The 23,500-nt window shown below is 67.5% G+C and carries 18 protein-coding genes; 16 read left to right on the forward strand and 2 right to left on the reverse strand.

Annotated features, from left to right (window positions below):
• Positions 1-245: 245 nt before the first annotated feature.
• Both PHLH3_RS26785 and PHLH3_RS26790 read right to left on the reverse strand, forming a co-directional pair.
• Positions 246-773, reverse strand: coding sequence for an NUDIX domain-containing protein (locus PHLH3_RS26785; protein WP_213626458.1), 528 nt, complete (start codon positions 771-773; stop codon positions 246-248).
• On the reverse strand, positions 773-1,840 hold the full coding sequence (locus tag PHLH3_RS26790) for a DUF2333 family protein (protein WP_213626460.1): 1,068 nt from the start codon (positions 1,838-1,840) through the stop codon (positions 773-775). The genes PHLH3_RS26785 and PHLH3_RS26790 overlap by 1 nt, the downstream gene beginning before the upstream one ends.
• A 300-nt stretch (positions 1,841-2,140) precedes the next feature.
• Here PHLH3_RS26790 and PHLH3_RS26795 point away from each other — a divergent pair, with 300 nt between their 5' ends.
• The 16 genes from PHLH3_RS26795 to urtA all read left to right on the forward strand — a co-directional run bounded on the left by PHLH3_RS26795 (position 2,141) and on the right by urtA (position 23,457).
• On the forward strand, positions 2,141-3,754 hold the full coding sequence (locus PHLH3_RS26795) for a PleD family two-component system response regulator (protein ID WP_213626462.1): 1,614 nt from the start codon (positions 2,141-2,143) through the stop codon (positions 3,752-3,754).
• A gap of 101 nt (positions 3,755-3,855) precedes the next feature.
• Positions 3,856-5,820 (forward strand): methyl-accepting chemotaxis protein, encoded by a 1,965-nt coding sequence (locus PHLH3_RS26800; RefSeq protein WP_213626464.1) that lies wholly within the window; start codon positions 3,856-3,858, stop codon positions 5,818-5,820.
• Between the two features lie 174 nt (positions 5,821-5,994).
• On the forward strand, positions 5,995-7,758 hold the full coding sequence (locus tag PHLH3_RS26805) for a protein-disulfide reductase DsbD (protein ID WP_213626466.1): 1,764 nt from the start codon (positions 5,995-5,997) through the stop codon (positions 7,756-7,758).
• Between the two features lie 120 nt (positions 7,759-7,878).
• Positions 7,879-8,322: a type II 3-dehydroquinate dehydratase gene (aroQ, locus tag PHLH3_RS26810; protein ID WP_173171519.1), complete on the forward strand. Its 444-nt coding sequence runs from the start codon at positions 7,879-7,881 to the stop codon at positions 8,320-8,322.
• Positions 8,323-8,347: 25 nt separating this feature from the next.
• Positions 8,348-8,812: an acetyl-CoA carboxylase biotin carboxyl carrier protein gene (gene accB / locus PHLH3_RS26815; RefSeq protein ID WP_213626468.1), complete on the forward strand. Its 465-nt coding sequence runs from the start codon at positions 8,348-8,350 to the stop codon at positions 8,810-8,812.
• 16 nt (positions 8,813-8,828) lie between these two features.
• Positions 8,829-10,172, forward strand: coding sequence for an acetyl-CoA carboxylase biotin carboxylase subunit (gene accC / locus PHLH3_RS26820; protein ID WP_173171515.1), 1,344 nt, complete (start codon positions 8,829-8,831; stop codon positions 10,170-10,172).
• Between the two features lie 62 nt (positions 10,173-10,234).
• Complete coding sequence (locus PHLH3_RS26825; protein WP_213626470.1) at positions 10,235-11,092, forward strand: EI24 domain-containing protein; 858 nt, start codon at positions 10,235-10,237, stop codon at positions 11,090-11,092.
• A 33-nt stretch (positions 11,093-11,125) separates the two neighbouring features.
• The gene (prmA, locus tag PHLH3_RS26830) at positions 11,126-12,004 is read left to right on the forward strand and encodes a 50S ribosomal protein L11 methyltransferase (RefSeq protein WP_213626472.1); all 879 of its coding nucleotides are present in this window, start codon (positions 11,126-11,128) and stop codon (positions 12,002-12,004) included.
• Between the two features lie 75 nt (positions 12,005-12,079).
• A complete protein-coding gene (locus PHLH3_RS26835) occupies positions 12,080-13,477 on the forward strand; it encodes a DUF3426 domain-containing protein (RefSeq protein WP_213626474.1) in 1,398 nt (465 codons plus the stop codon).
• Positions 13,478-13,646: 169 nt separating this feature from the next.
• Positions 13,647-14,642: a tRNA dihydrouridine synthase DusB gene (gene dusB, locus PHLH3_RS26840; RefSeq protein ID WP_213626475.1), complete on the forward strand. Its 996-nt coding sequence runs from the start codon at positions 13,647-13,649 to the stop codon at positions 14,640-14,642.
• A complete protein-coding gene (gene fis / locus PHLH3_RS26845) occupies positions 14,639-14,959 on the forward strand; it encodes a DNA-binding transcriptional regulator Fis (protein ID WP_031288889.1) in 321 nt (106 codons plus the stop codon). The genes dusB and fis overlap by 4 nt, the downstream gene beginning before the upstream one ends.
• A gap of 121 nt (positions 14,960-15,080) precedes the next feature.
• A complete protein-coding gene (gene purH / locus PHLH3_RS26850; protein WP_213626477.1) occupies positions 15,081-16,688 on the forward strand; it encodes a bifunctional phosphoribosylaminoimidazolecarboxamide formyltransferase/IMP cyclohydrolase in 1,608 nt (535 codons plus the stop codon).
• Between the two features lie 109 nt (positions 16,689-16,797).
• Positions 16,798-18,087, forward strand: a complete 1,290-nt coding sequence (gene purD, locus PHLH3_RS26855) for a phosphoribosylamine--glycine ligase (RefSeq protein WP_213626479.1) — start codon at positions 16,798-16,800, stop codon at positions 18,085-18,087.
• 114 nt (positions 18,088-18,201) lie between these two features.
• Positions 18,202-20,991 (forward strand): hybrid sensor histidine kinase/response regulator, encoded by a 2,790-nt coding sequence (locus PHLH3_RS26860; RefSeq protein WP_213626481.1) that lies wholly within the window; start codon positions 18,202-18,204, stop codon positions 20,989-20,991.
• Between the two features lie 369 nt (positions 20,992-21,360).
• Entirely contained in the window at positions 21,361-21,957 is a 597-nt protein-coding gene (locus PHLH3_RS26865) for a MarC family protein (protein WP_173171501.1), read from the forward strand.
• Positions 21,958-22,191: 234 nt separating this feature from the next.
• Positions 22,192-23,457, forward strand: coding sequence for an urea ABC transporter substrate-binding protein (urtA, locus tag PHLH3_RS26870; protein ID WP_111264677.1), 1,266 nt, complete (start codon positions 22,192-22,194; stop codon positions 23,455-23,457).
• Positions 23,458-23,500 lie beyond the last annotated feature (43 nt).

The raw sequence follows: 23,500 nt of genomic DNA on the forward strand, positions 1-23,500 counted from the left end.
CGGGCTTGAAAGGCGGCGAAATTTAGCAGCATTCGGCGCGAATGCTAAGTACGAAATTGCGCCATTGGTCGACAGAATCGCGACCTTCGCGCCCTGCTGTGCAGCATCCCGCACGAAAGGGTCCGGGATATCGCACAAACCCGCGCCTGGCGTGGGTTTGGCAGGGGAAAATGGGGGGCCGCAGGTTGGCATCGGGCGCGAGCGGTGGGCTGAGGCGGAGCGCCGCCCGGCCCACCCTGCGAGGGTCAAGCCGCAGTACGGAGGTAGAGCTGCAGGGCACGCTGGGAGTCGGGGCAGCAGGGTTGCAGCTGCGAGGCTCCGGCCAGATCGACGAAGCGCGCCTCGAGCACCTCCTCCGGCTGCAGCCGCAGCGGCGCATCGGAGACGGCGGAGAACACCGCGCACCAGAGACGGTTGCCCGGCTCGTCGAAGAAGAAGCGCCCGTGCTCGACCAGCGGAACGCCGGCGATGCCCAGTTCCTCCTCCAGCTCGCGCTCGGCCGACTCGGCGTAGCCCTCCCCGGCCGCGACCATGCCGCCGGCGGCGAGGTCCCAGTAGCCGGGGTACACGGCCTTGCTCAGGGCGCGTCGGTGCACGCAGAGGCGCCCGGCGGAATCGAAGAGGAGGATGAAGGTGCCCCGCCCGATCAGACCCCGTTCGCGCAGCTCGGCGCGGGGCAGTTCGCCGAGGAGGCGGTCCTGCTCGTCGACCCAGGCGATGCGCTCGGCATCGGAGGCGGCGCGGTGCGCCGCCTCGCGTTCGCTGATGGCCATCAGCCCTGCTCGAGCAGCTGACGCAGGTCGATGATCGCGGCGTTGGCGCGGGAGATGTAGTTGGCCATCACCAGCGAGTGGTTGGCCAGCACGCCGAAGCCGCTGCCGTTGAGCACCATGGGGCTCCACAGCGGCTCCTGGGCGGCCTCCAGCTCGCGGATGATCTGGCGCACGCTGATGGTGGCGTTCTTCTTCGCCAGCACGTCGGCGAAGTCCACCTCGATGGCACGCAGGATGTGCGAGAGCGCCCAGGCCTGGCCACGGGCTTCGTAGAAGACGTTGTCGATCTGCAGCCAGGGTGTCTCGACGATCTCCTCGCTGACCTTCGGCACCACGCCTTCTTGGACTTCCTGGGCCTTCACGTCGGTGTTCAGGCGTACCCGGCCGACACTGGCGGACAGGCGCTGGGACAGCGAGCCCAGGCGGGTGGCGACATCACCCAGCCAGTTGTTGAGGTTGTCGGCGCGGGTATAGAACTGCGCGTTGGACTGGCTCGGGTCGGAGAGACGCGCGAGGTAGCGGTCAAGGGCGCGGATGCCTTCCTGGTACTCCGTCTCGGAGGCCGGCAGGGCCCAGCTCTTGTTGTCGAAGTTGAAGCGCGGCTCGGCTCGGGCGAGGTCGGCGTCCTCGGTGGATTGCGACTGCGAGCGGGCGAAGTCCTTGCGCAGGGCACGGGACAGGTCGCGCACCTGCACCAGCACGCCGTATTCCCAGCTGGGCATGTTGTCCAGCCAGAGGCCGGGCGGGGCGAGGTCGTTGGAGAGGTAGCCACCGGGCTTGTCGAGCAGCGTCTGGCCGACCTGCTTGAGGGTTTCCACCGTGGTGTAGCCGGTCACCAGCTTGCGCTGGGCGCGCTCGGCGGCGGCCTGGGCATTCTGCTGCACCGGGAACAGGCCGGGCTCCTGGCTCCAGTACCATCCCACCAGCGAGGCTGCCAGCAGGTAGACCACCAGCAGGGATCCAAGGGCACGGCTCAGCCAGATGCCGCCCAGGTAGCTGCGGACATCGTCCACCGAATCATCGACGCGATCTCGTGCCTGGCCCGCACGCTTCTTCCAGTCCAGCATGGCAATGTCCTTAAACTCATCAACTCGGCGAATTCGACAGCAACCTGCGGCGAGGGTGCCATCCGGGTCATGCACTATAAGTGAAGCGCCGAGCCTTGCCAGCGACAAATGGCCAAACCAAGAGTGGGCCGCAAGCTGAGACGGGGCGCACAGGGCAACTGTGACCCAATGGCTCCCGTTGAAAAAATACTGGCGCCAGTAGATCGGCGGTACTAGCGTACGCATTATCAGGTGCTAGCATAGCGCCACCATTCTGACCGCTTTCTCAACGTACTGCGGTCGAGCATTAGAAGCAGTGCCATGACCGAGCCAGAAGATCCCAGTCGCGATCGCCTCAAGAATCACTTCGCACAGCGGGTGATCCACCAGGCACGACATCTTCTGGAGGTCTGGCAGCGCCTGCAGCGCGCAGAGTGGACCAGCGCCGACCTCACCGAGCTGACCGAGGCCAACACCTACCTGCTGCGCTACGCGGAACGCTTCGAGCAGACCGAACACACCCAGCTGGCCCACGGCATCGCGGGCTGCCTGCGCGCCATCCAGGCCAACCGCGGCCGCCTCTCCAGCGACCTGATCACCGAGCTCAGCCAGTTGATGCAGCGCCTTTCGCGCACCGGCCTGCGCCATGGCGACCAGTTGGAGCAGACCTTCCTGCCGCCCCTGCGCAAGCCGGTCTACCTGGCCCTGCAGGACCCGGAGCGGGCTCAGCGCCTGGCCCAGCAGATGGACTTCTTCGGCCTCTTCGTGCAGACCTGCGACAGCGCCAACGCCTTCCGCGCCGCCATGGCCGAACGCCATCCGGCCGCCATCGTCATGGAAGTGGATTTCGCCGGGCGCGGCCTCGGCCTGGAGCTCGCCCTGGAGGCGCAGAAGGGCCTGGAGCCCAAGCTGCCGGTGCTGTTCTTCAGCCATGAGGAAACCGATACGCCGACCCGCCTGGCCGCCGTGCGCGCCGGTGGCCAGGAATTCTTCACCGGTGCCCTGGATGCCTCCAGCCTGCTGGAAAAGATCGAGACCCTGACCCGCACCGCCCACTACGAGCCCTACCGGGTACTCATCGTCGACGACTCCAAGGCCCAGGCGATGCACACCGAGATGGTGCTCAACAGCGCCGGCATCGTCACCCAGGCCATCACCGAGCCGGCCCTGGCCATGGGCGCGCTGGCCGACTTCCAGCCGGACCTGATCATCCTCGACATGTACATGCCCGAATGCCTGGGCACCGAGCTGGCCAAGGTGGTCCGCCAGCACGAGCGCTACGTCAGCGTGCCGATCATCTACCTCTCGGCCGAGGACGACCTGGACAAGCAACTGGATGCGATGAGCGAGGGCGGCGACGACTTCCTCACCAAGCCGATCAAGCCGCGTCACCTGATCGCCACGGTGCGCACCCGCGCCAAGCGGGCGCGCAGCCTCAAGGCGCGGATGGTGCGCGACAGCCTCACCGGCCTGTTCAACCACACCCATACGCTGCAATTGCTGGAGGACGCCCGCTCGCGCGCGCGCCGCGACGGTACCCCGCTGACCTTCGCGATGATCGACATCGACCATTTCAAGAAGGTCAACGACACCTACGGCCACCCCATGGGCGACCGGGTGATCAAGAGCCTTGCGCTGTTCCTCAAGCAGCGCCTGCGCAAGACCGACCACATCGGTCGCTACGGCGGCGAGGAGTTCGCCATCGTCCTGCCCGACACCGACCTGCAGGCGGCGCAACGCGTGCTCGACGAGATACGTCGGCGCTTCGCCGAGATCCACTACCCGGCGCAGCCCCACGACCTGTCCTGCACCTTCAGCTGCGGCATCGCCGAACTGCGCGACGGCGCCGACGGCAACCTCCTGTCCAAGCAGGCCGACGAAGCGCTCTATCGCGCCAAGCACGGCGGCCGCAACCGCGTCGAACTGTTCGACTGACAGCGGCCGGGCAGCGTGACGCAGTTCACGCTGTCATCAGGCTGAAACCGGACCGCAATATCTTTCAGGGCCTGTCCGTTATGTAGTCGGTCGAGGCCCCGATGCGCCTGAAACAGCTCACCAATCTCAACACCTTGCTCCTGGTCACCGTCTGCCTGGCGCTCGGCGTCACCCTCTGGTGGTCGCAGCGTGCCCTGGAACGCCCCTACCAGGTGATGGAGCAATACATGGACCTGGCCCAGCGCTTCCAGCGCGATGTCAGCGCCAACATCGAGGCCTACCTCGCCAGCGGTGACGCCCTGCGCCACAGCGCCGCGACCCGGAGCCTGGACGAACTCGACCAGCGCATGGCCCAGTTGCCACCGCAGTTGGCGACCACCCTGCGTGCCAGCATCGACGACCTGCGCGCCTTCAGCAGCGACCAGCTGCTGGCCGCCGGCAAGCTGGCCGGCGACCCGCAGGGCCTGCTGCTGCAGGCCGAGCGGGAGATCGATGGCGCCCTGGAACAGTTGGCCCGCTACGCCGACGAAGGCGACGCCGCCCAGGCCGCCGACTACCGCAAGCCCCTGCTCGCCGCCGCGCAGCACCTGACCCGCCTGGCCCACGCCCGGGCCAAGCTGGTGGAAAGCGGCCGTGACGAGCTGGCCGCCGACGTCGAGCGCGAGCTGGCCGCCCTGGCCCAGGAGTCCGCACGGCTCGACGCCCTGCCGCTGCTGGGCCTGGCCGATGCCTCCAGCTCCGCGTCGGATGACTTCGCCGCGATGATGGGCCTGGCCGCCGATACCCAGGAAAAGCAGGCCGAGGACAGGGGCATCGCCCTCAAGCGCGACCTGGGCAGCCTGCTCAAGCGCTACCCGGCCGAGCTGCAGCGCACCCGCCAGTTGATCAGCAGCCGTGCCGAACTCGCCGGCACCACCCGCGCCCGCCTCGACGCCCTGCGCCAGGCCCTGGCCGCGCTGGAGCCGCTGGTGCGCTCCGAACACGGCCGCATCCAGGGCGAGGTGCGCCTGATCCAGGGGCTGATGATCGGCCTGATCCTGCTCATCGCCCTGGCCGTGGACCGCATCCAGCGCAACCTCACCCGCGTACTCGGGCGCCTGGTGCAATCCCTCTCTGCCTGGGCCGCCGGTGATTTCAGCCAGGCCATCGCCCTGGATTCGAAGATCGACGACCTGCGCGGCATCGAACAATCCCTGGGCCGCCTGCGCGCCTACCTGGGCGAGCTGGTGGGCACCATCCGCCACCACGCCGAACAGGTGGCCGGCAGCAGCCATACCCTGGCCGAGCTCAACGGCGGCCTGCACGCCGGCGCCGAGCGCCAGGCCGGCGGCACCGCGCAGATCCGCGACGCCCTGGGCGAACTCGAAGCGACCATCCAGCAGGTGGCCGGCGATGCACGCCAGGCCGCCGCCGCCAGCCACGACGCCGGACGCGCCGTGGAGCAGGGCCAGCGCATCATCGGCCAGAGCCTGGAGGGCATGCACAGCCTGGTCGGCGAGGTGCAGGGCAACGCCGTGGCCATCGAGCGCCTGGCCCAGGAGTCCGCCACCATCGAGAGCGTGCTGGTGGTGATCCGCGGCATCGCCGAGCAGACCAACCTGCTGGCGCTCAACGCCGCCATCGAAGCGGCCCGCGCCGGCGAGCAGGGCCGTGGCTTCGCCGTGGTCGCCGACGAGGTGCGCACCCTGGCGCAACGCACCGCCGGCGCCACCGGGGAGATCCAGGAACTCATCGGCCGCCTGCAGACCGCCGCCCACCAGTCGGTGCAGGGGATGCGCGCCCAGGTCGAGCACGCCGAGGCCACCGCCGCCCGCGCCGCGGCCGCCGATGGCGCGCTGGACGAGATAGTCGCCGCCATCCGCACCATCGCCGACACCGCCGGGCAGATCGCCGAGGCCACCGCCAACCAGAGCGGCGCGGTCACCGAGATCCGCGGCTACAGCGAGGAGATCCACCAGCTCGGCGACGACAACCTGCAACGCATCGGCCGCAGCCGCGACCAGGCCGAGCAGCTGCTGCAGCTCGGCGGCGACCTGACCCGCGCGGTGCAGGCCTTCCGCGTCTGACCCCTGCGGCGACGTGTCGCGGGCGGCGGCGGTGAAACCCGCTACCGCCGGGCCGCCCGGCGCCACCGTGCCACGACCACCGGGACGGTCGAGAAAACCGCTTACAGGATCGGCGCTGCATGGCGGCGGCCGGCTCCGCTATCATGCCCGGCACCTTCGCCTGCCGAGACTTCCATGCGCCGTCTGCTGACCCTGATCCTGCTGCTGGTCGCCCTGCCCGCCAGCGCCGGGCTGCTGGATAACCGCCCCAGCTCCACCCTCGGAGCCGCGCTGAACAACAGCAAGGACTTCCTCCCCGTGCGCGAGGCCTTCCGCCTCAGCCTGGTGGACAGCTCGCCGACCTCGATCAAGCTGCGCTTCACCAACGCCGAGGGCTACTACCTCTACAAGCACCGCTTCCAGTTCCGCACCGAACCGGCGGACATCGCCCTGGGCGATGCGCAACTGCCGGCCGGCAAGCACAAGACCGACGAATACTTCGGCGACGTGGAGGTGTACTACGAAGTCCTCGACGTCGACCTGCCGCTGAACAACCCGTCCAAACGTCCCTTCAAGCTGCTGGTGACCTACCAGGGCTGCGCGGACAAGGGCCTGTGCTACCCGCCGGAAACCGAGACCCTGCAGATCGGCGACGCCCCGGCGGCGCTGGAGGGTGCGGTGCCGATCGAGGGCAAGGGCTGGAGCTGGCACGAGCTGGCGCTGTTCTTCCTCGCCGGCCTCGGCCTGACCTTCACCCCCTGCGTGCTGCCAATGCTGCCGATCCTCTCCGGCGTGGTGCTACGCGGCCAGGTGGGCGGCAGCCGCGGCCTGGTGCTGTCGCTGGCCTACGTACTGCCGATGGCGGCCTGCTTCGCGGTGCTCGGCGCGTTGATGGGCGTGTTCGGTGCCGAACTGAACCTGCAGGCGCGCCTGCAATCGGCCTGGGTGCTGGTGCCCTTCGCCGCCTTCTTCGCGGTGTTCGCCCTGGCCATGTTCGGCCTCTACGAACTGCGCCTGCCGCAGTTCATCAGTGGCCCGCTGGATCGCCTGGCGGGCAACACCCGGGGTGGCTCGATCTGGGGCGCGGCGGCGCTGGGGGTGTTCTCCAGCCTGCTGGTATCGCCCTGCGTATCGGCCCCACTGGCCGGCGCCCTCCTCTACATAAGCGCCAGCGGCGATGCCCTGGGGGGTGGCCTCAAGCTGTTCGTACTCGGCCTCGGCATGGGCGCGCCCCTGGTGCTGTTCGCCGTGGGCGGCGGCACACTGCTGCCAAAATCCGGCAACTGGATGGTCGCGGTGCGCAATGCCTTCGGCGTGCTGCTGCTGGCCGTCTCGGTGTGGCTGCTCGAGCGCGTGCTGCCCGGCCCGCTGTCCCTGGCCCTGTGGGGCCTGCTGGCCGGCGGCGTGGCGCTGTTCCTCGGCGCCCTGGAATTCACCCCGAAAACCGCCCGCCAGCGCCTGGCGCAACTGGCCGGGCTGGTGCTGCTGGTGTATGCGGTGGCCGCCTGGACCGGCGCCCTCAAGGGCGAGTCGGACCCGCTGCGCCCCCTGGGCCGCCCGGGCGCGGCGACCGTCAGCGCCAGCGCCGCCGGTGCCTGGCAGACCGTCACCACCCCGGCCGAGCTGGCTGCCGCCCAGGCCGAGGCCAAGTCCGCCGGCAAGCCGCTGCTGCTGGACTGGTACGCCGACTGGTGCATCAGCTGCAAGGTGATCGAGCGCGAGGTGCTGACCGCCCCCGAGGTGACCGCCCAGTTGGGCGCCTATCGCCTGGTGCGCTTCGACATGACCGCCAGCACACCCGAGCAGCGCGCCCTGCTGGATCGCTACAAGCTCTTCGGCCCGCCCGCCATCCTGTTCTTCGCCCCCAATGGTGACGAATGGTCGGAATCGCGTGTCGTAGGTGAGATCAACGCGGCGGACTTCGCCGCCAGGCTGCAGGGCGCTGCCCAGCGGCTCTGAGCCGGATTTTCACAAATCTGCCGCAAACTACAGGCATCGTGTCGGCTACTACCGGCATATGGACAGCCTCTCGGGCTTTCCTGCATAGTCCCGCCTGGCCCCCAATAAGGAATACATCCCATGGCCACCCTGCTCGTCCTGCACGGCCCCAACCTCAACCTGCTGGGCACCCGTGAACCCGACAAGTACGGCGCCACCACCCTGGCCGAGATCAACCAGGATCTGGAGCGCAGGGCCCGCGAGGCGGGCCACCACCTGCTCTACCTGCAGAGCAATGCCGAGTACGAACTGATCGATCGCATCCATGCCGCACGCAACGAGGGCGTGGACTTCATCCTGATCAATCCCGCCGCTTTCACGCATACAAGTGTCGCCCTACGTGACGCGTTGCTCGCAGTGAGCATCCCATTCATCGAAGTGCACCTCTCCAACGTGCACAAGCGAGAACCTTTCCGCCATCACTCCTACTTCTCCGACGTTGCAGTGGGAGTGATTTGCGGTCTTGGCGCCACCGGCTACCGCCTGGCCCTGGACGCGGCGCTTGAACAACTTGAACGCCCCTGACCTCACCCTTGGGAGTTGATAATTAATGGATATCCGTAAAGTCAAAAAACTGATCGAGCTGCTGGAAGAGTCCGGTATCGACGAGCTGGAGATCCGCGAGGGCGAAGAGTCCGTGCGCATCAGCCGCCACAGCAAGCAGGCCGCCATGGCCCAGCCGATCTACGCCGCCGCCCCGATGGCCGCCCCGGCACCGGCACCGGTCGCCGCCCCCGCTGCTCCGGCCGCCGAAGCCGCGCCGGCCGCCAAGAAGCTCAATGGCACCGTGGTGCGCTCGCCGATGGTCGGCACCTTCTACCGCGCCGCCTCGCCCACCTCGGCGAACTTCGCCGAAGTCGGCCAGACCGTTAAGAAGGGCGACATCCTGTGCATCGTCGAAGCCATGAAAATGATGAACCACATCGAGGCCGAAGCCAGCGGCGTGATCGAATCCATCCTCGTGGAGAACGGCCAGCCGGTTGAGTACGACCAACCGCTGTTCACCATCGTCTGAACCGCGGAGAGCTGAGATGCTGGAAAAAGTCCTGATCGCCAACCGTGGCGAGATCGCCCTGCGCATCCTGCGCGCCTGCAAGGAGCTGGGCATCAAGACGGTGGCGGTGCACTCCACGGCCGACCGCGAACTGATGCACCTGTCCCTGGCCGATGAGACCGTATGCATCGGCCCGGCCCCGGCTGCGCAGTCCTACCTGAACATCCCGGCGATCATCAGCGCCGCCGAAGTGACCGGCGCCACGGCGATCCACCCGGGCTACGGCTTCCTCGCCGAGAACGCCGACTTCGCCGAGCAGGTGGAGAACTCCGGCTTCGCCTTCATCGGCCCGAAAGCCGACACCATCCGCCTGATGGGCGACAAGGTGTCGGCCAAGGACGCCATGAAGAAGGCCGGTGTGCCGACCGTACCGGGCTCCGACGGCCCGCTGCCGGAAGACGAAGCGACCGCCCTGGCCATCGCCGAGGAAGTCGGCTACCCGGTGATCATCAAGGCCGCCGGTGGCGGTGGTGGCCGCGGCATGCGCGTGGTGCACAGCGCCGACGAGCTGATCAAGTCGGCCAAGCTGACCCGCACCGAAGCCGGCGCGGCGTTCGGCAACTCCATGGTCTACCTGGAGAAGTTCCTCACCAACCCGCGCCACGTCGAAGTGCAGGTCCTCTCCGACGGCCAGGGTAACGCCATCCACCTGGGTGACCGCGACTGCTCCCTGCAGCGCCGCCACCAGAAGGTGCTGGAAGAAGCCCCTGCTCCCGGCATCGACGAGAAGGCCCGCGCCGAAGTGCTGGCCCGCTGCGTCCAGGCCTGCGTCGAGATCGGCTATCGCGGTGCCGGCACCTTCGAGTTCCTCTACGAGAACGGCAGCTTCTACTTCATCGAGATGAACACCCGCGTCCAGGTGGAGCACCCGGTCACCGAGATGGTCACCGGCATCGACATCGTCAAGGAGATGCTCAGCATCGCCGCGGGCAACAAGCTGTCGATCAAGCAGGAGGACGTGGTCATCCGTGGTCACGCCCTGGAATGCCGGATCAACGCCGAGGACCCGGACAACTTCATGCCCAGCCCCGGCAAGGTGCAGTACTTCCATGCGCCCGGCGGCAACGGCGTGCGCGTCGACTCGCACCTGTACAGCGGCTACGCGGTTCCGCCGAACTACGACTCGCTGATCGGCAAGCTGATCACCTACGGCAAGGACCGCGACGAGGCCATGGCGCGCATGCGCAACGCCCTCGACGAGCTGGTGGTGGACGGCATCAAGACCAACATCCCGCTGCACCGCGACCTGACTCGCGACAAGGGTTTCCGCAAGGGGGGCGTGAACATTCACTACCTCGAGCACAAACTGGGCAAGAAGTAAGCCCGGCAACCCTGGAAGGGCCGCATAATGCGGCCCTTCTTCATTTCACGCGACGGATCGCCATGTCCCTGAAGTCACGCATCCTGGCCATCGGCCCGGCCTTCGGCGAAGCCTTCATCTGCCTCGCCCTCGCCCTGCGCAGCAGCCTGCGCCCCGGCATCCTGCTGCGCTCCTCCGGCCTCTGCCTGCTGACGCTGGTGTTCTGGAGCTGGGTCTTCTACGCCCATATCGAAATCATCCTCAAGGTCGCCGGGCTGCTCTCGTTCTTCGTCGTCTCCGGTGCCGCCATGCTCGGCCTCATCCCCAGCCTCACCGGCGGCCCGGCCACCATCAGCGGCATGGCCGGCATCGCCCCGGCGGTGGCCCTGATGCTGGTGTATTCCGCCTTCCTGGCATTGGCCATGGTCGGCGTGCTGTTCGTCGCCGCCATCGTCATCAGCATCCGCCTGGCCCTGCGCTGGGTATTGATGGCGAGCCTGCGCGAGCGAGCCCTCAAGCCCTACCCGGGCCTGGCCTCGCGCAGCCCGGCAGCCAGCGACCTGCTGCGCGCCGGCCGCTACCACCTGGGCCCCTGGCTGGGCATCGGCCTGGGCCCACTGCTGTGCCTGGCGATACCGGTGATAAACGGCGTGCTGCTGATCATCCTGCTGGGCTACCTCAACGTGCGCTTTCTGGTGCCCGCCGCGCTGTCGGGCCTCGCCAGCGGCGCCGAGCAGATGCAGGCGGTGCGCCGCCAGCGTGGGGCGATGATCGCCTTCGGCCTGCTCATCCTGCTGCTGGCGCTGGTGCCGGTGCTCAACCTGCTGCTGCCCGCCCTGCTCGGCGGCGGCGCCTGCCACCTCGCCTATCGCGGCCTCGACCGCCCGGAGCGCCCGGCTGGCGCGGCATCAGAGCCTCAAGTAAGCTTGCCCGCCCCATGAAGCATCACTTTCACGCCGCATCGAGGTTCCGCCATGCCCTGGTTACAAGTCCGTCTCGCCATCACCCCGGATCAGGCGGAAACCTATGAAGACGCGCTGCTGGAAGTCGGCGCCGTCTCCGTGACCTTCATGGATGCCGAAGACCAGCCGATCTTCGAGCCCGACCTCGGCACCACCCCGCTCTGGTCCAACACCCACCTGCTGGCCCTGTTCGAAGCCGATACCGACGAGACCAACCTGGTCGCCCACCTGGAACTGCTCACCGGCGGCGCGCTGCCCGAGCACCAGATCGAGCGCATCGAGGACCAGGACTGGGAACGCAGCTGGATGGACAACTTCCAGCCCATGCGCTTCGGCCGCCGCCTGTGGATCGTGCCCAGCTGGCACGAAGCCCCGGAGCCGGACGCGGTGAACCTGCTGCTGGACCCGGGCCTGGCCTTCGGCACCGGCACCCACCCGACCACCGCACTGTGCCTGGAATGGCTGGACGGCCAGGAACTGGACGGCTGCGACCTGATCGACTTCGGCTGCGGCTCCGGCATCCTCGCCATCGCCGGCCTGCTGCTCGGCGCGCGCCAGGCGGTGGGCACCGATATCGACCCGCAAGCCCTGGAGGCCTCCCGCGACAACGCCTCGCGCAACGGCATCGACCCGGCCCTGTTCCCCGTCTACCTGCCCGCCGACATGCCGCAACAGCAGGCAGACGTGGTGGTGGCCAACATCCTCGCCGGCCCGCTGGTGTCCCTGGCGCCGCAGATCACCGCGCTGGTCAAGGCCGGCGGCCGCCTGGCGCTGTCGGGCATCCTCGCCGAGCAGACCGAGGAAGTCCGCGCCGCCTACGCCGACGCCTTCGTCCTCGACCCCACCGCCGACAAGGACGGCTGGGTGCGCATCAGCGGCGTACGTCGCTGAACAGAGCATGAGCAGACCCGCGCCAGCGCGTTGCCGAGTTGGTAGACTGGCGCCTTGTTTCGCACGGACCGCCGCATGACCGAAAGCTTCGTCACCCAGTGCCCCCATTGCCAGACCAGCTTCCGTGTGAGCCGCGCCCAGCTGGGCGCAGCCCAGGGCGCCGTGCGCTGCGGGGCCTGCCTGCACGTGTTCAACGCCGCCAAGCAGCTGCTCGGCGCGATGCCGCCCAGCGAGCCGAAGCCCACCACGCCCGCCCCTCAGGCGCCACGCCCTGCCGCGCCGGCGCCCGCGAAACCCGCAACCCCCGCGGCCCCGGCAGCACCTGCGCCCACGGCGCAGCCGGCCAGCCCGGTGCCCAGCGTCGCCGCCCTGCTCAAGACGCCGCCGCCCACCACCGCCGCTCCGCCGGGCAAGACCGCCGACAAGAACACCCTGTGGATCCACGACGACCTGGACCTCGACAGCCTCGACCTGGACGAGGAGCTGGCCAAGCTGGAGCAGGAAGAGCTCAAGCTGTCCCAGGAATTCCTCGCCCTGCAGGCCGCCCCCAAGCCGGGCGAGGAGCTGTACGGCCAGCGCGACGAGGTGACCGACCGGCATGACGAGCGCTGGGCCGAAGCGCTGCTGCGCGAGGATGCGCCCCGCGCGCCCTCCCCCGCCCCGCGCCCCGTGCAACCGCCCGCCAGTGACAGCCCGCGCCCCAGCGAGCCCGCGGTTCCGCCACGCAAGGAGCCCGCCCTGTCGCTCGACGACGAAGCGGACGATGAACCGGTGCCGAGCTTCGGCCTCGCCGCCGACCGGGAAGACCCCGAGCAAACCCCGCCGCCGCGCGCAGCCCTGTCCGCTGCGGACGATGAAGACGAGGACCTCGATGCCCCCGTCGCCCCGCCGCCCCGCAACGCTCCGCGCAACGAGCCTGGCCTGCGCGGCAGCAACCTGCTGGACATCGACGACGAGCCGCTGCAACTCGACTGGCAGCAGCCGAAGAAGCCCTGGGGCCGCTGGATCGGCTGGGGCCTGCTGAACCTGCTGGGCGCCGTCGCCCTGGCCGGGCAGTACGTCTGGTACCACTTCGACGAACTGGCACGCTCCGACCAGTACCGCCCCTGGTTCGAACAACTGTGCCCGGAACTCGGCTGCCAGCTGCCGTCCAAGGTCGACATCGCGCTGATCAAGAGCAGCAACCTGGTGGTACGCAGCCACCCGGACTTCACCGGCGCGCTGGTGGTGGACGCCATCCTCTACAACCGCGCGCCGTTCTCCCAGCCCTTCCCGCTCCTGGAATTGCGCTTCGCCGATATCAGCGGCCAACTGCTCGCCAGTCGTCGCTTCAAGCCGGGCGAGTACCTCGCCGGCGAGCTCGCCGGGCAGTCCGAAATGCCTCCGCAGACGCCCATCCACATCTCCCTGGACATTCTCGATCCGGGCACCAAGGCCGTGAACTACAGTCTCAGCTTCCACTCTCCCGAGTGACCCGCCGGCGACGCCTCGACGTCGCCGGCGCCGCCGCTAGAACCGCCGGCGATAAGCTCATCACTGTTCAGAATTTGTTCAAAACGACCTTTATCCGGTCATCGAGAGCGGGTATCATGCCCACCCTTTTTCGAAGACCAAGATCCGGCCCCACAGGCAGGGAAGACCCATGTCGGCGGTACGCATCGGCCCATACGCACTACCCAATCAAGTGATACTCGCTCCCATGGCGGGCGTGACCGATCGTCCGTTTCGTCTGCTTTGCCGCCGCCTCGGCGCCGGCTTGGTAGTCTCCGAAATGGTCACCAGCGATGTGCGCCTGTGGAACAGCCGCAAGTCGAAACTGCGCCTGCTGCACGAAGGCGACCCGGAGCCGCGCTCCGTGCAGATCGCCGGTGGCGACCCGCAGATGCTGGCCGAGGCCGCCGTCGCCAATGTGGCGCTCGGTGCGCAGATCATCGACATCAACATGGGTTGCCCGGCGAAGAAGGTCTGCAACAAGGCTGCCGGCTCCGCGCTGATGAAGGACGAGGCCCTGGTGGCCGCGATCCTCGAAGCGGTGGTCGGCGCCGTGGACGTGCCGGTGACCCTGAAGATCCGCACCGGCTGGGACCGGGACAACAAGAACGGCATCGCCGTGGCAAGGATCGCCGAACAGTCGGGAATACAGGCGCTGGCCGTGCATGGCCGCACCCGTGCCGACCTGTACACCGGCGAGGCCGAGTACGACACCATCGCCGCGATCAAGCAGGCGGTGTCGATCCCGGTCTTCGCCAACGGCGACATCACTTCGCCACAGAAGGCCAGAGAGGTCCTCGACGCCACCGGCGCCGATGCCCTGCTGATCGGTCGAGCGGCCCAGGGGCGACCCTGGATATTCCGCGAGATCGCGCATTACCTGGAGACCGGCGAACTGCTGCCGGCGCCGGGCTTGAGGGAAATTGAACAGATCCTGCTGGAGCACCTGGCCGCACTGCACGCCTTCTACGGCGACCTGATGGGCGTACGCATCGCCCGCAAGCATGTCGGCTGGTATCTCGCAACCCTGCCGGGCGCCAGGGAGTTTCGCGCCCAGTTCAATCGTTTGGAGTCCACGGACGCGCAGTGCGCCAACGTTCGAGAGTTTTTCATCGAACGTCACAACGACGGAGAACAGGCCGCATGACGACGATGACCGAGAATTTTTTTGATGGGGCAACACCCGTGAGCGACAACGCCAACCTTAAACAGCACCTGACGACACCGACCGCCGAAGGCCAGACCTTGCGCGGCAGCGTCGAGAAGGCCCTGCACAACTATTTCGCCCATCTCGAGGGCGCCGCGGTCACGGATGTCTACAACCTGGTGCTCTCCGAAGTGGAAGCCCCGCTGCTGGAGTCCGTGATGAACTACGTCAAGGGCAACCAGACCAAGGCGTCCGAGATGCTCGGCCTGAACCGCGGCACCTTGCGCAAGAAGCTCAAGCAGTACGACCTCCTTTAAATGCAGCTGGAAGCTGAAAGCCTGAAGCTGGAATGCACGTGGCTTCGGGCGTCTGACTTCGAGCTCCCAGCTCCAGGCTTCCGGCTCCACCCCTGACATCCCCCTGCACGATGGCCTCCAGATGACCGACCAGACCACCCGCCTCCCCGTTCGCCGCGCGCTGATCAGCGTCTCCGACAAGACCGGCATCCTCGACTTCGCCCGCGAACTCGTCGCCCTCAACGTTGAGATCCTCTCCACCGGCGGCACCTACAAGCTGCTGCGGGACAACGGCATCGCCGCCGTGGAAGTCGCCGACTACACCGGCTTCCCGGAAATGATGGACGGCCGCGTGAAGACCCTGCACCCGAAGATCCACGGCGGCATCCTCGGTCGCCGCGCGCTGGACGGTGCGGTCATGGAACAGCACGGCATCAAGCCGATCGACCTGGTGGCGGTCAACCTCTACCCCTTCGAAGCCACCGTCGCCAAGCCTGACTGCGACCTGGCCGACGCCATCGAGAACATCGACATCGGCGGCCCGACCATGGTCCGCAGCGCCGCCAAGAACCACAAGGACGTTGCCATCGTGGTCAACGCCAGCGACTACGCCGGCATCGTCGAATCCCTCAAGGCCGGCGGCCTGACCTACGCCCAGCGCTTCGACCTGGCCCTCAAGGCCTTCGAGCACACCTCGGCCTACGACGGCATGATCGCCAACTACCTGGGCACCATCGACCAGGCCCGCGACACCCTGTCCACCGAGGCACGCGGCGCCTTCCCGCGCACCTTCAACAGCCAGTTCGTCAAGGCCCAGGAAATGCGCTACGGCGAGAACCCGCACCAGAGCGCGGCGTTCTACGTCGAGGCGAAGAAGGGCGAGGCCAGCGTCTCCACCGCCGTCCAGCTGCAGGGCAAGGAACTGTCCTTCAACAACGTGGCCGACACCGACGCCGCCCTGGAATGCGTGAAGAGCTTCGTCAAGCCGGCCTGCGTCATCGTCAAGCACGCCAACCCCTGCGGCGTCGCCGTGGTACCGGAAGACGAAGGCGGCATCCGCAAGGCCTACGACCTGGCCTACACCACCGACACCGAATCCGCCTTCGGCGGCATCATCGCCTTCAACCGCGAGCTGGACGGCGAGACCGCCAAGGCCATCGTCGAGCGCCAGTTCGTCGAAGTGATCATCGCCCCGAAAATCTCCGCCGCCGCCCGTGAAGTGGTGGCCGCCAAGGCCAACGTGCGCCTGCTGGAATGCGGCGAGTGGCCGGCCGAGCGCGCCCCGGGCTGGGACTTCAAGCGCGTCAACGGCGGCCTGCTGGTGCAGAGCCGCGACATCGGCATGATCGCCGCGAGCGACCTGAAGATCGTCACCCAGCGCGCCCCGAGCGAGCAGGAGATCCACGACCTGATCTTCGCCTGGAAAGTGGCCAAGTTCGTCAAATCCAACGCCATCGTCTACGCCAGGAACCGCCAGACCGTCGGCGTCGGCGCCGGCCAGATGAGCCGCGTCAACTCCGCCCGCATCGCCGCCATCAAGGCCGAGCATGCCGGTCTCGAGGTCAAGGGCGCGGTCATGGCCTCCGACGCCTTCTTCCCCTTCCGCGACGGCATCGACAATGCCGCCAAGGCCGGCATCACCGCCGTGATCCAGCCGGGCGGCTCCATGCGTGACAACGAAGTCATCGCCGCGGCCGACGAAGCCGGCATTGCGATGGTGTTCACCGGCATGCGCCATTTCAGACACTAACAGCGAGCTGCAAGCCGCAAGCTTCAAGCTGCAAGAGAAGCAGGATCCTGCCCGCTTTGACTTGTAGCTTGTAGCTTGTAGCGTGCAGCTCTCTCCGCAGGAGAGTTCCATGAACGTACTGATCATCGGCAGCGGCGGTCGTGAACACGCCCTGGCCTGGAAAGTGGCCCAGGACCCGCGCGTCGCCAAGGTCTTCGTCGCCCCGGGCAACGCCGGCACCGCCACCGAAGCCAAGTGCGAGAACGTCGCCATCGACGTGCTGGCCATCGAGCAACTGGCCGACTTCGCCGCTGCCAACGTGCAGCTGACCATCGTCGGCCCCGAGGCCCCGCTGGTCAAAGGCGTGGTCGACCTGTTCCGCGCCCGTGGCCTGGCCATCTTCGGCCCCACCGCCGGCGCCGCCCAGCTGGAAGGCTCCAAGGCCTTCACCAAGGATTTCCTCGCTCGCCACAAGATCCCCACCGCCGATTACCAGAACTTCACCGAAGTCGAGCCGGCGCTGGCCTACCTGCGCGAGAAGGGTGCTCCCATCGTGGTCAAGGCCGACGGCCTGGCCGCCGGCAAGGGCGTGATCGTCGCCATGACCCTGAGCGATGCCGAGGACGCCGTGCGCGACATGCTCTCCGGCAACGCCTTCGGCGACGCCGGTGCCCGCGTAGTGATCGAGGAGTTCCTCGACGGCGAGGAAGCCAGCTTCATCGTCATGGTCGACGGCCAGAACGTGCTGCCCATGGCCACCAGCCAGGACCACAAGCGCGTCGGCGACGCCGACACCGGCCCCAACACCGGCGGCATGGGCGCCTACTCCCCCGCCCCGGTGGTCACCCCCGCCGTGCACCAGCGCGTGATGGACGAGGTGATCTACCCCACCGTCCGCGGCATGGCCGAGGAAGGCAACGTCTACACCGGCTTCCTCTACGCCGGCCTGATGATCGACAAGAGCGGCGCGCCCAAGGTCATCGAGTTCAACTGCCGCTTCGGCGACCCGGAGACCCAGCCCATCATGGTGCGCCTGGAAAGCTCCCTGGTCCTGCTGGTCGAGGCCGCCCTGGCCAAGGCCCTGGACAAGGTCGAAGCCACCTGGGACCCGCGTCCCACCGTCGGCGTGGTCATCGCAGCCGGCGGCTACCCGGGCGACTACGCCAAGGGTGACATCATCGAAGGCCTGGCAGACGCCGCCGCGCTGGACGGCAAGGTGTTCCATGCCGGCACCGCCCTCAAGGACGGCCAGGTGGTCACCGCCGGTGGCCGCGTGCTCTGCGCCACGGCGATCGGCCCGACCGTCTCCGAAGCCCAGCAGCAGGCCTACCGCCTGGCCGAGAAGATCAGCTGGAAGGGCAGTTTCCATCGCACGGACATCGGCTACCGCGCCATCGCCCGCGAACGCGGCGAGGATTGAAGGTAAATAACCGGTAAACCTGCGGAAGAGGCGGCCATATGGCCGCCTTTGTCATATTCCGCAGGCCGGTGCTTGGCTATAATCCCGCCACTCACCCACGAAGGGACTTCGCCCGTGCGCCGGCTCAGGATTGCCATCGGTCTTAGCGTCAGCCTGCTGCTGACCCTGCTCTGCCTGCCTTCGGTGCAAGCCGGGGAGCGCGCGCACTGGAGCATGCTGCTCGACCCCACGGCCAGCCTGCAGCTCGAAGACATCCGCGCCCAGCAATCCGCCTCGCAGTTCGCCCCCGTCGACCTCAAGCGCCTCTATACACCCGGCGGCACCAGCGCCCTCTGGCTGCACCACCGCCTGCTGCCGGGCGATCACGAGCAGCTGCTGCGGGTCTTCGCGCCCTACCTGTCCCTGCTCGACCTGTACGTCGTCCGTGGCAACGAGATCATCGACCACACCCGCACCGGCAGCCGCCTGCCCTACAGCGACCGCCCGCTGCCCAGCCGTGACTTCCTCCTGCCGCTGCCCATGCGCAGCGAGCCCCTGGACCTGTACCTGCGGCTCTCCTCCGAACACGCCCTGCGCCCGACCATCGCCCTGCAATCGGCCGTGGAGATGGCCGCCGACGACAGCCGCCCGCTGCTCTTCGGCCTGCTCATCGGCAGCCTGCTGATGCTCGTGGTGCACAACCTCCTGCGCTTCGGCTATGCCCGGGCCACCAGCGGCCTGTGGCTGGCCGCCACCCAGCTGTGCCTGGTGGGCACGGCAATCAGCCTGCTGGGCATCAGTGCCCCCTGGCTGCGCGGCTGGCAGAGCGCACAGCCGCAGATCGCCAACCTGTCGATGCTGCTGGCGATGCTGTGCGCCCTCGCCTTCACCGGCAGCTTCTTCCGCAAGGTGCGCCCCAGCACCCCGCTGAACGGCATCCTCATCGGCGAGATGGTGCTCATCGGAGTCATCGGCATGCTGCTGATGATCGCCACCGACCTGATGTTCAACCAGTTGGTCTACGCCATGGCGGCGCTCACCGGCCTGAGCATCCTCGTCGTCTCCACGCACCACTGGCGTCGCGGCTACCGCCCGGCACGCATGTTCACCGTGGCGCTGCTGGTCTACTGCATCGCCTTCATCGGCGCCCTGCCGGCCCTGTTCGGCTACTGGTCGGTGCAGTCCGACTGGCTGGCCTTCGCCCTGCTGGGCGTGACCGCCATCAGCGGCGTGCTGATGAGCATCGCCATGAGCGAGCGCCAGCGGCGCATCCTCCTCGACGACTTCAGCGTCAGCCGCGAAGCCGCCGCCAGCTCCGCCGAGCTCAAGGCCAAGGGCGAGTTCCTGGCCAAGATCAGCCACGAGATCCGCACCCCCATGAACGGCGTGCTGGGCATGACCGAGCTGCTGCTCGGCACCCCGCTGTCGGCCAAGCAGCGCGACTACGTGCAGACCATCCACAGCTCCGGCAACGAACTGCTCACCCTGATCAACGAGATCCTCGACATCTCCAAGCTCGAATCGGGGCAGATCGAGCTGGACGACGTGCAATTCGACCTCAACGCCCTGATCGACGACTGCCTGGACATCTTCCGCGCCAAGGCCGAGCAACAGAAGGTCGAACTGATCAGCTTCATGCAGCCCCAGGTGCCGCGCGTCATCAGCGGCGACCCGACGCGCCTGCGCCAGGCCCTGCTGAGCCTGCTGGACAACGCCTTCAAGCAGACCGACGAGGGCGAGATCCTCCTCGTGGTGGCCCTGGACACCAGCGGCAACGAACCGCGCCTGCGCATCGCCGTGCAGGACAGCGGCCGCCCGCTCGAAGCCAGCGAGCGCGACGCCCTGCTCAACGCCGAGCTGCACAGCAAGGACTTCCTCTCCGCCACCAAGCTCGGCGGCCGCCTGGGCCTGATCATCGCCCGCCAGCTGGTGCGCCTGATGGACGGCGAGTTCGGCGTGCAGACCGGCGGCAACCAGGGCAGCACCCTGTGGCTGACCCTGCCGCTGGACAGCGAGCGCCTGGAACAACCCGCCTCCGACTTCGACGGCCCGCTGCAGGGCGCACGGCTGCTGGTGGTGGACGACAACGACACCTGCCGCAAGGTGCTGATGCAGCAGTGCAGCGCCTGGGGCCTGCACGTCAGCGCCGTGCCGTCCGGCAAGGAAGCCCTGGCCCTGCTGCGCACCAAGGCCCACCTGCGCGAGTACTTCGACGTGGTGCTGCTGGACCAGGACATGCCCGGCATGACCGGCATGCAGCTGGCCGCCAAGATCAAGGAAGACCCGAGCCTCAACCACGACATCCTGATCATCATGCTCACCGGCATCAGCAACGCGCCGAGCAAGATCATCGCCCGCAATGCCGGCATCAAGCGCATCCTCGCCAAGCCGGTGGCCGGCTACACGCTCAAGACCACCCTCGCCGACGAACTCAACCAGCGCGCCGCCGGCGGCGCGGCGGCCCTGCCCGGCTCCCAGGTCAGCACCCCGCTCAACGTGCCCAACGACTTCCGCATCCTGGTGGCCGAGGACAACAGCATCTCCACCAAGGTCATCCGCGGCATGCTCAGCAAGCTCAACCTGCAGCCGGACACCGCCAGCAATGGCGAGGAAGCCCTCAGCGCGATGAAGAACCAGCAGTACGACCTGGTGCTGATGGACTGCGAGATGCCGGTGCTGGACGGCTTCTCCGCCACCGAGATGCTGCGCAACTGGGAAAGCGAGGAACAGCGCCCGCGCACCCCGGTGGTCGCCCTCACCGCGCACATCCTCACCGAACACAAGGAACGCGCCCGCCAGGCCGGCATGGACGGCCACATGGCCAAGCCGGTCGAACTCTCGCAACTGCGCGAGCTGATCGAGCACTGGGTCGCCGAAAAGGAAATGCGCCGCCAGCACGAGCCCGACAGCGCGCTGCATTCCTGATCCCGTAGCCCGGGCTTCAGCCCGGGGCTCCTATCGCGAATGAATTCGCTCCTACGAGAGCGGCGGCGCTGCGCACCGCTTGGCGACTGAAGCCGCCCCTGCACAAAGGTCGGCCGCCAGTGCGCATGACCACTGCGTAGGGTGGAGGTCGCTCTTTACCTCCACCGGGCGGAGCCGGGCCTTGCACTCTTTTGTGCAAAGACTGAGGAGAGCGGTGGGCTGAAGCCCACCCTACGCCCACCCTACGCCCCCTACGCCCAGGTGCGCTCGCCCGCGTATGATGACGCGCCGCCAGGGCGACCCGGATCAACGGGCGCAACCCTCGGCACCTCCTACAATCACAGCACTCTCCCCTCACGAGCCCGCCCGATGCTCTCCATGATGTTCAGCCTGTACCTGAAGATGCTGGTGCTCTACAGCCCCTTCTTCGTCCTTTCCTGCTTCATCGGCCTGACCCGTGGCTACACGGTCAAGGAGCGCAAGAAGCTCGCCTGGAAGGTCGCCCTCGGCACCCTGGTGGCCAGCGCCCTGCTCTACCTGTTCGGCCAGGCCATCTTCAACGTCTTCGGCATCACCATCGACGCCTTCCGCATCGGTGCCGGCGCCGTGCTGTTCATCTCCGCCCTCGGCATGGCCCAGGGCAAGCCGGCGGTGCAGGCCGACAACGTCCAGCAGGACGTCACCATCGTGCCGCTGACCATCCCCCTCACCGTCGGCCCCGGCACCATCGGCGCCATGCTGGTGATGGGCGCCGGCCACGTGCACTGGAACGACAAGTTCACCGCCCTCGCCGCCATCGCCTTCGCCAGCGCCACCGTCGGCGTGGTGCTCTACCTCTCCAACCGCATCGAACGCATCCTCGGCGAGCAGGGCCTGCAGATCGTCAGCCGCCTGATGGGCCTGTTCGTCTGCGCCCTCGCCGCGCAGATCATCTTCACCGGGGTGAAGAACTACCTGGCGCCCTGAAAGCGTGCACCCCGCTACCTGACCGACCGTTCAGCTTGCCGCCGCGCACCGCAATGGAGCGCGGCGAATTCCGGCGAATTCGCCAAAAAAACCCACGAAGCCCTCTGAATCAAGCCTTTAGCGCCCTTGGCACGGATGCTGCCAATGCACTGACAGCAGTACAGATGACCGTACTGATGACCCCATTTCGGTCCCATCCCACTGTCATTGCATGGACAGCCAAGGAGGCTCTACATGAAACGCCGTCCCTTCCTGAAATCGACCCTCGCCGCCAGCGCCCTGGTGCTGACCGGCCTGTTCCCCTTCTCCCTGCAGGCCGCCGAGACCATCAAGGTCGGCATCCTGCATTCGCTGTCCGGCACCATGGCCATCTCCGAGACCTCGCTCAAGGACATGGCGCTGATGACCATCGACGAGATCAACGCCAAGGGCGGCATCAACGGCAAGAAGCTGGAACCGGTGGTGGTCGACCCCGCGTCCAACTGGCCGCTGTTCGCCGAGAAGGCCCGCCAGCTGCTGACCAAGGACAAGGTCGACGTGGTCTTCGGCTGCTGGACCTCGGTGTCGCGCAAATCCGTGCTGCCGGTGTTCGAGGAGCTCAACGGCCTGCTGTTCTACCCGGTGCAGTACGAGGGTGAGGAGCTCTCGCCCAACGTCTTCTACACCGGCGCCGCGCCGAACCAGCAGGCCATCCCGGCGGTGGAATACCTGATGAGCGAAGACGGCGGCGGCGCCAAGCGCTACTTCCTGCTGGGCACCGACTACGTCTACCCGCGCACCACCAACAAGATCCTGCGCAGCTTCCTGCACAGCAAGGGCGTGGCGGACAAGGACATCGAAGAGGTCTACACCCCCTTCGGCCACAGCGACTACCAGACCATCGTCGCCAACATCAAGAAGTTCTCCGCCGGCGGCAAGACCGCGGTGATCTCCACCGTCAACGGCGACTCCAACGTGCCCTTCTACAAGGAGCTGGCCAACCAGGGCATCGAGGCGACCGACATCCCGGTGGTGGCCTTCTCCGTGGGCGAGGAAGAACTGCGCGGCATCGACACCAAGCCGCTGGTGGGCCAGCTGGCCGCCTGGAACTACTTCGAATCCGTGGATAACCCGGTGAACAGCAAGTTCGTCACCGACTGGAAGGCCTACGCCAAGGCCAAGAACCTGCCCAACTACCAGACCGCCGTCACCAACGACCCCATGGAAGCCACCTACGTCGGCATCCACATGTGGGCCCAGGCGGTCGAGAAGGCCGGCACCACCGACGTCGACAAGGTCCGCGAAGCCATGGCCGGCCAGACCTTCGCCGCACCCTCCGGCTACACCCTGACCATGGACAAGACCAACCACCACCTGCACAAGCCGGTGATGATCGGCGAGGTCCAGGAAGACGGTCAGTTCTCCGTGGTCTGGCAGACCGAAGGCCCGCTGCGCGCCCAGCCGTGGAGCCCCTTCATCCCCGGCAATGACAAGAAGCCGGACTATGCGGTGAAGAACTAAGCCGGAAGCCTGGAGCCTGAAGCTGGCAGTCCCCCCCTTCCAG

This window comes from Pseudomonas sp. Pc102, assembly GCF_018408275.1.
GTDB classification, from domain to species: Bacteria; Pseudomonadota; Gammaproteobacteria; order Pseudomonadales; family Pseudomonadaceae; genus Metapseudomonas; species Metapseudomonas tohonis.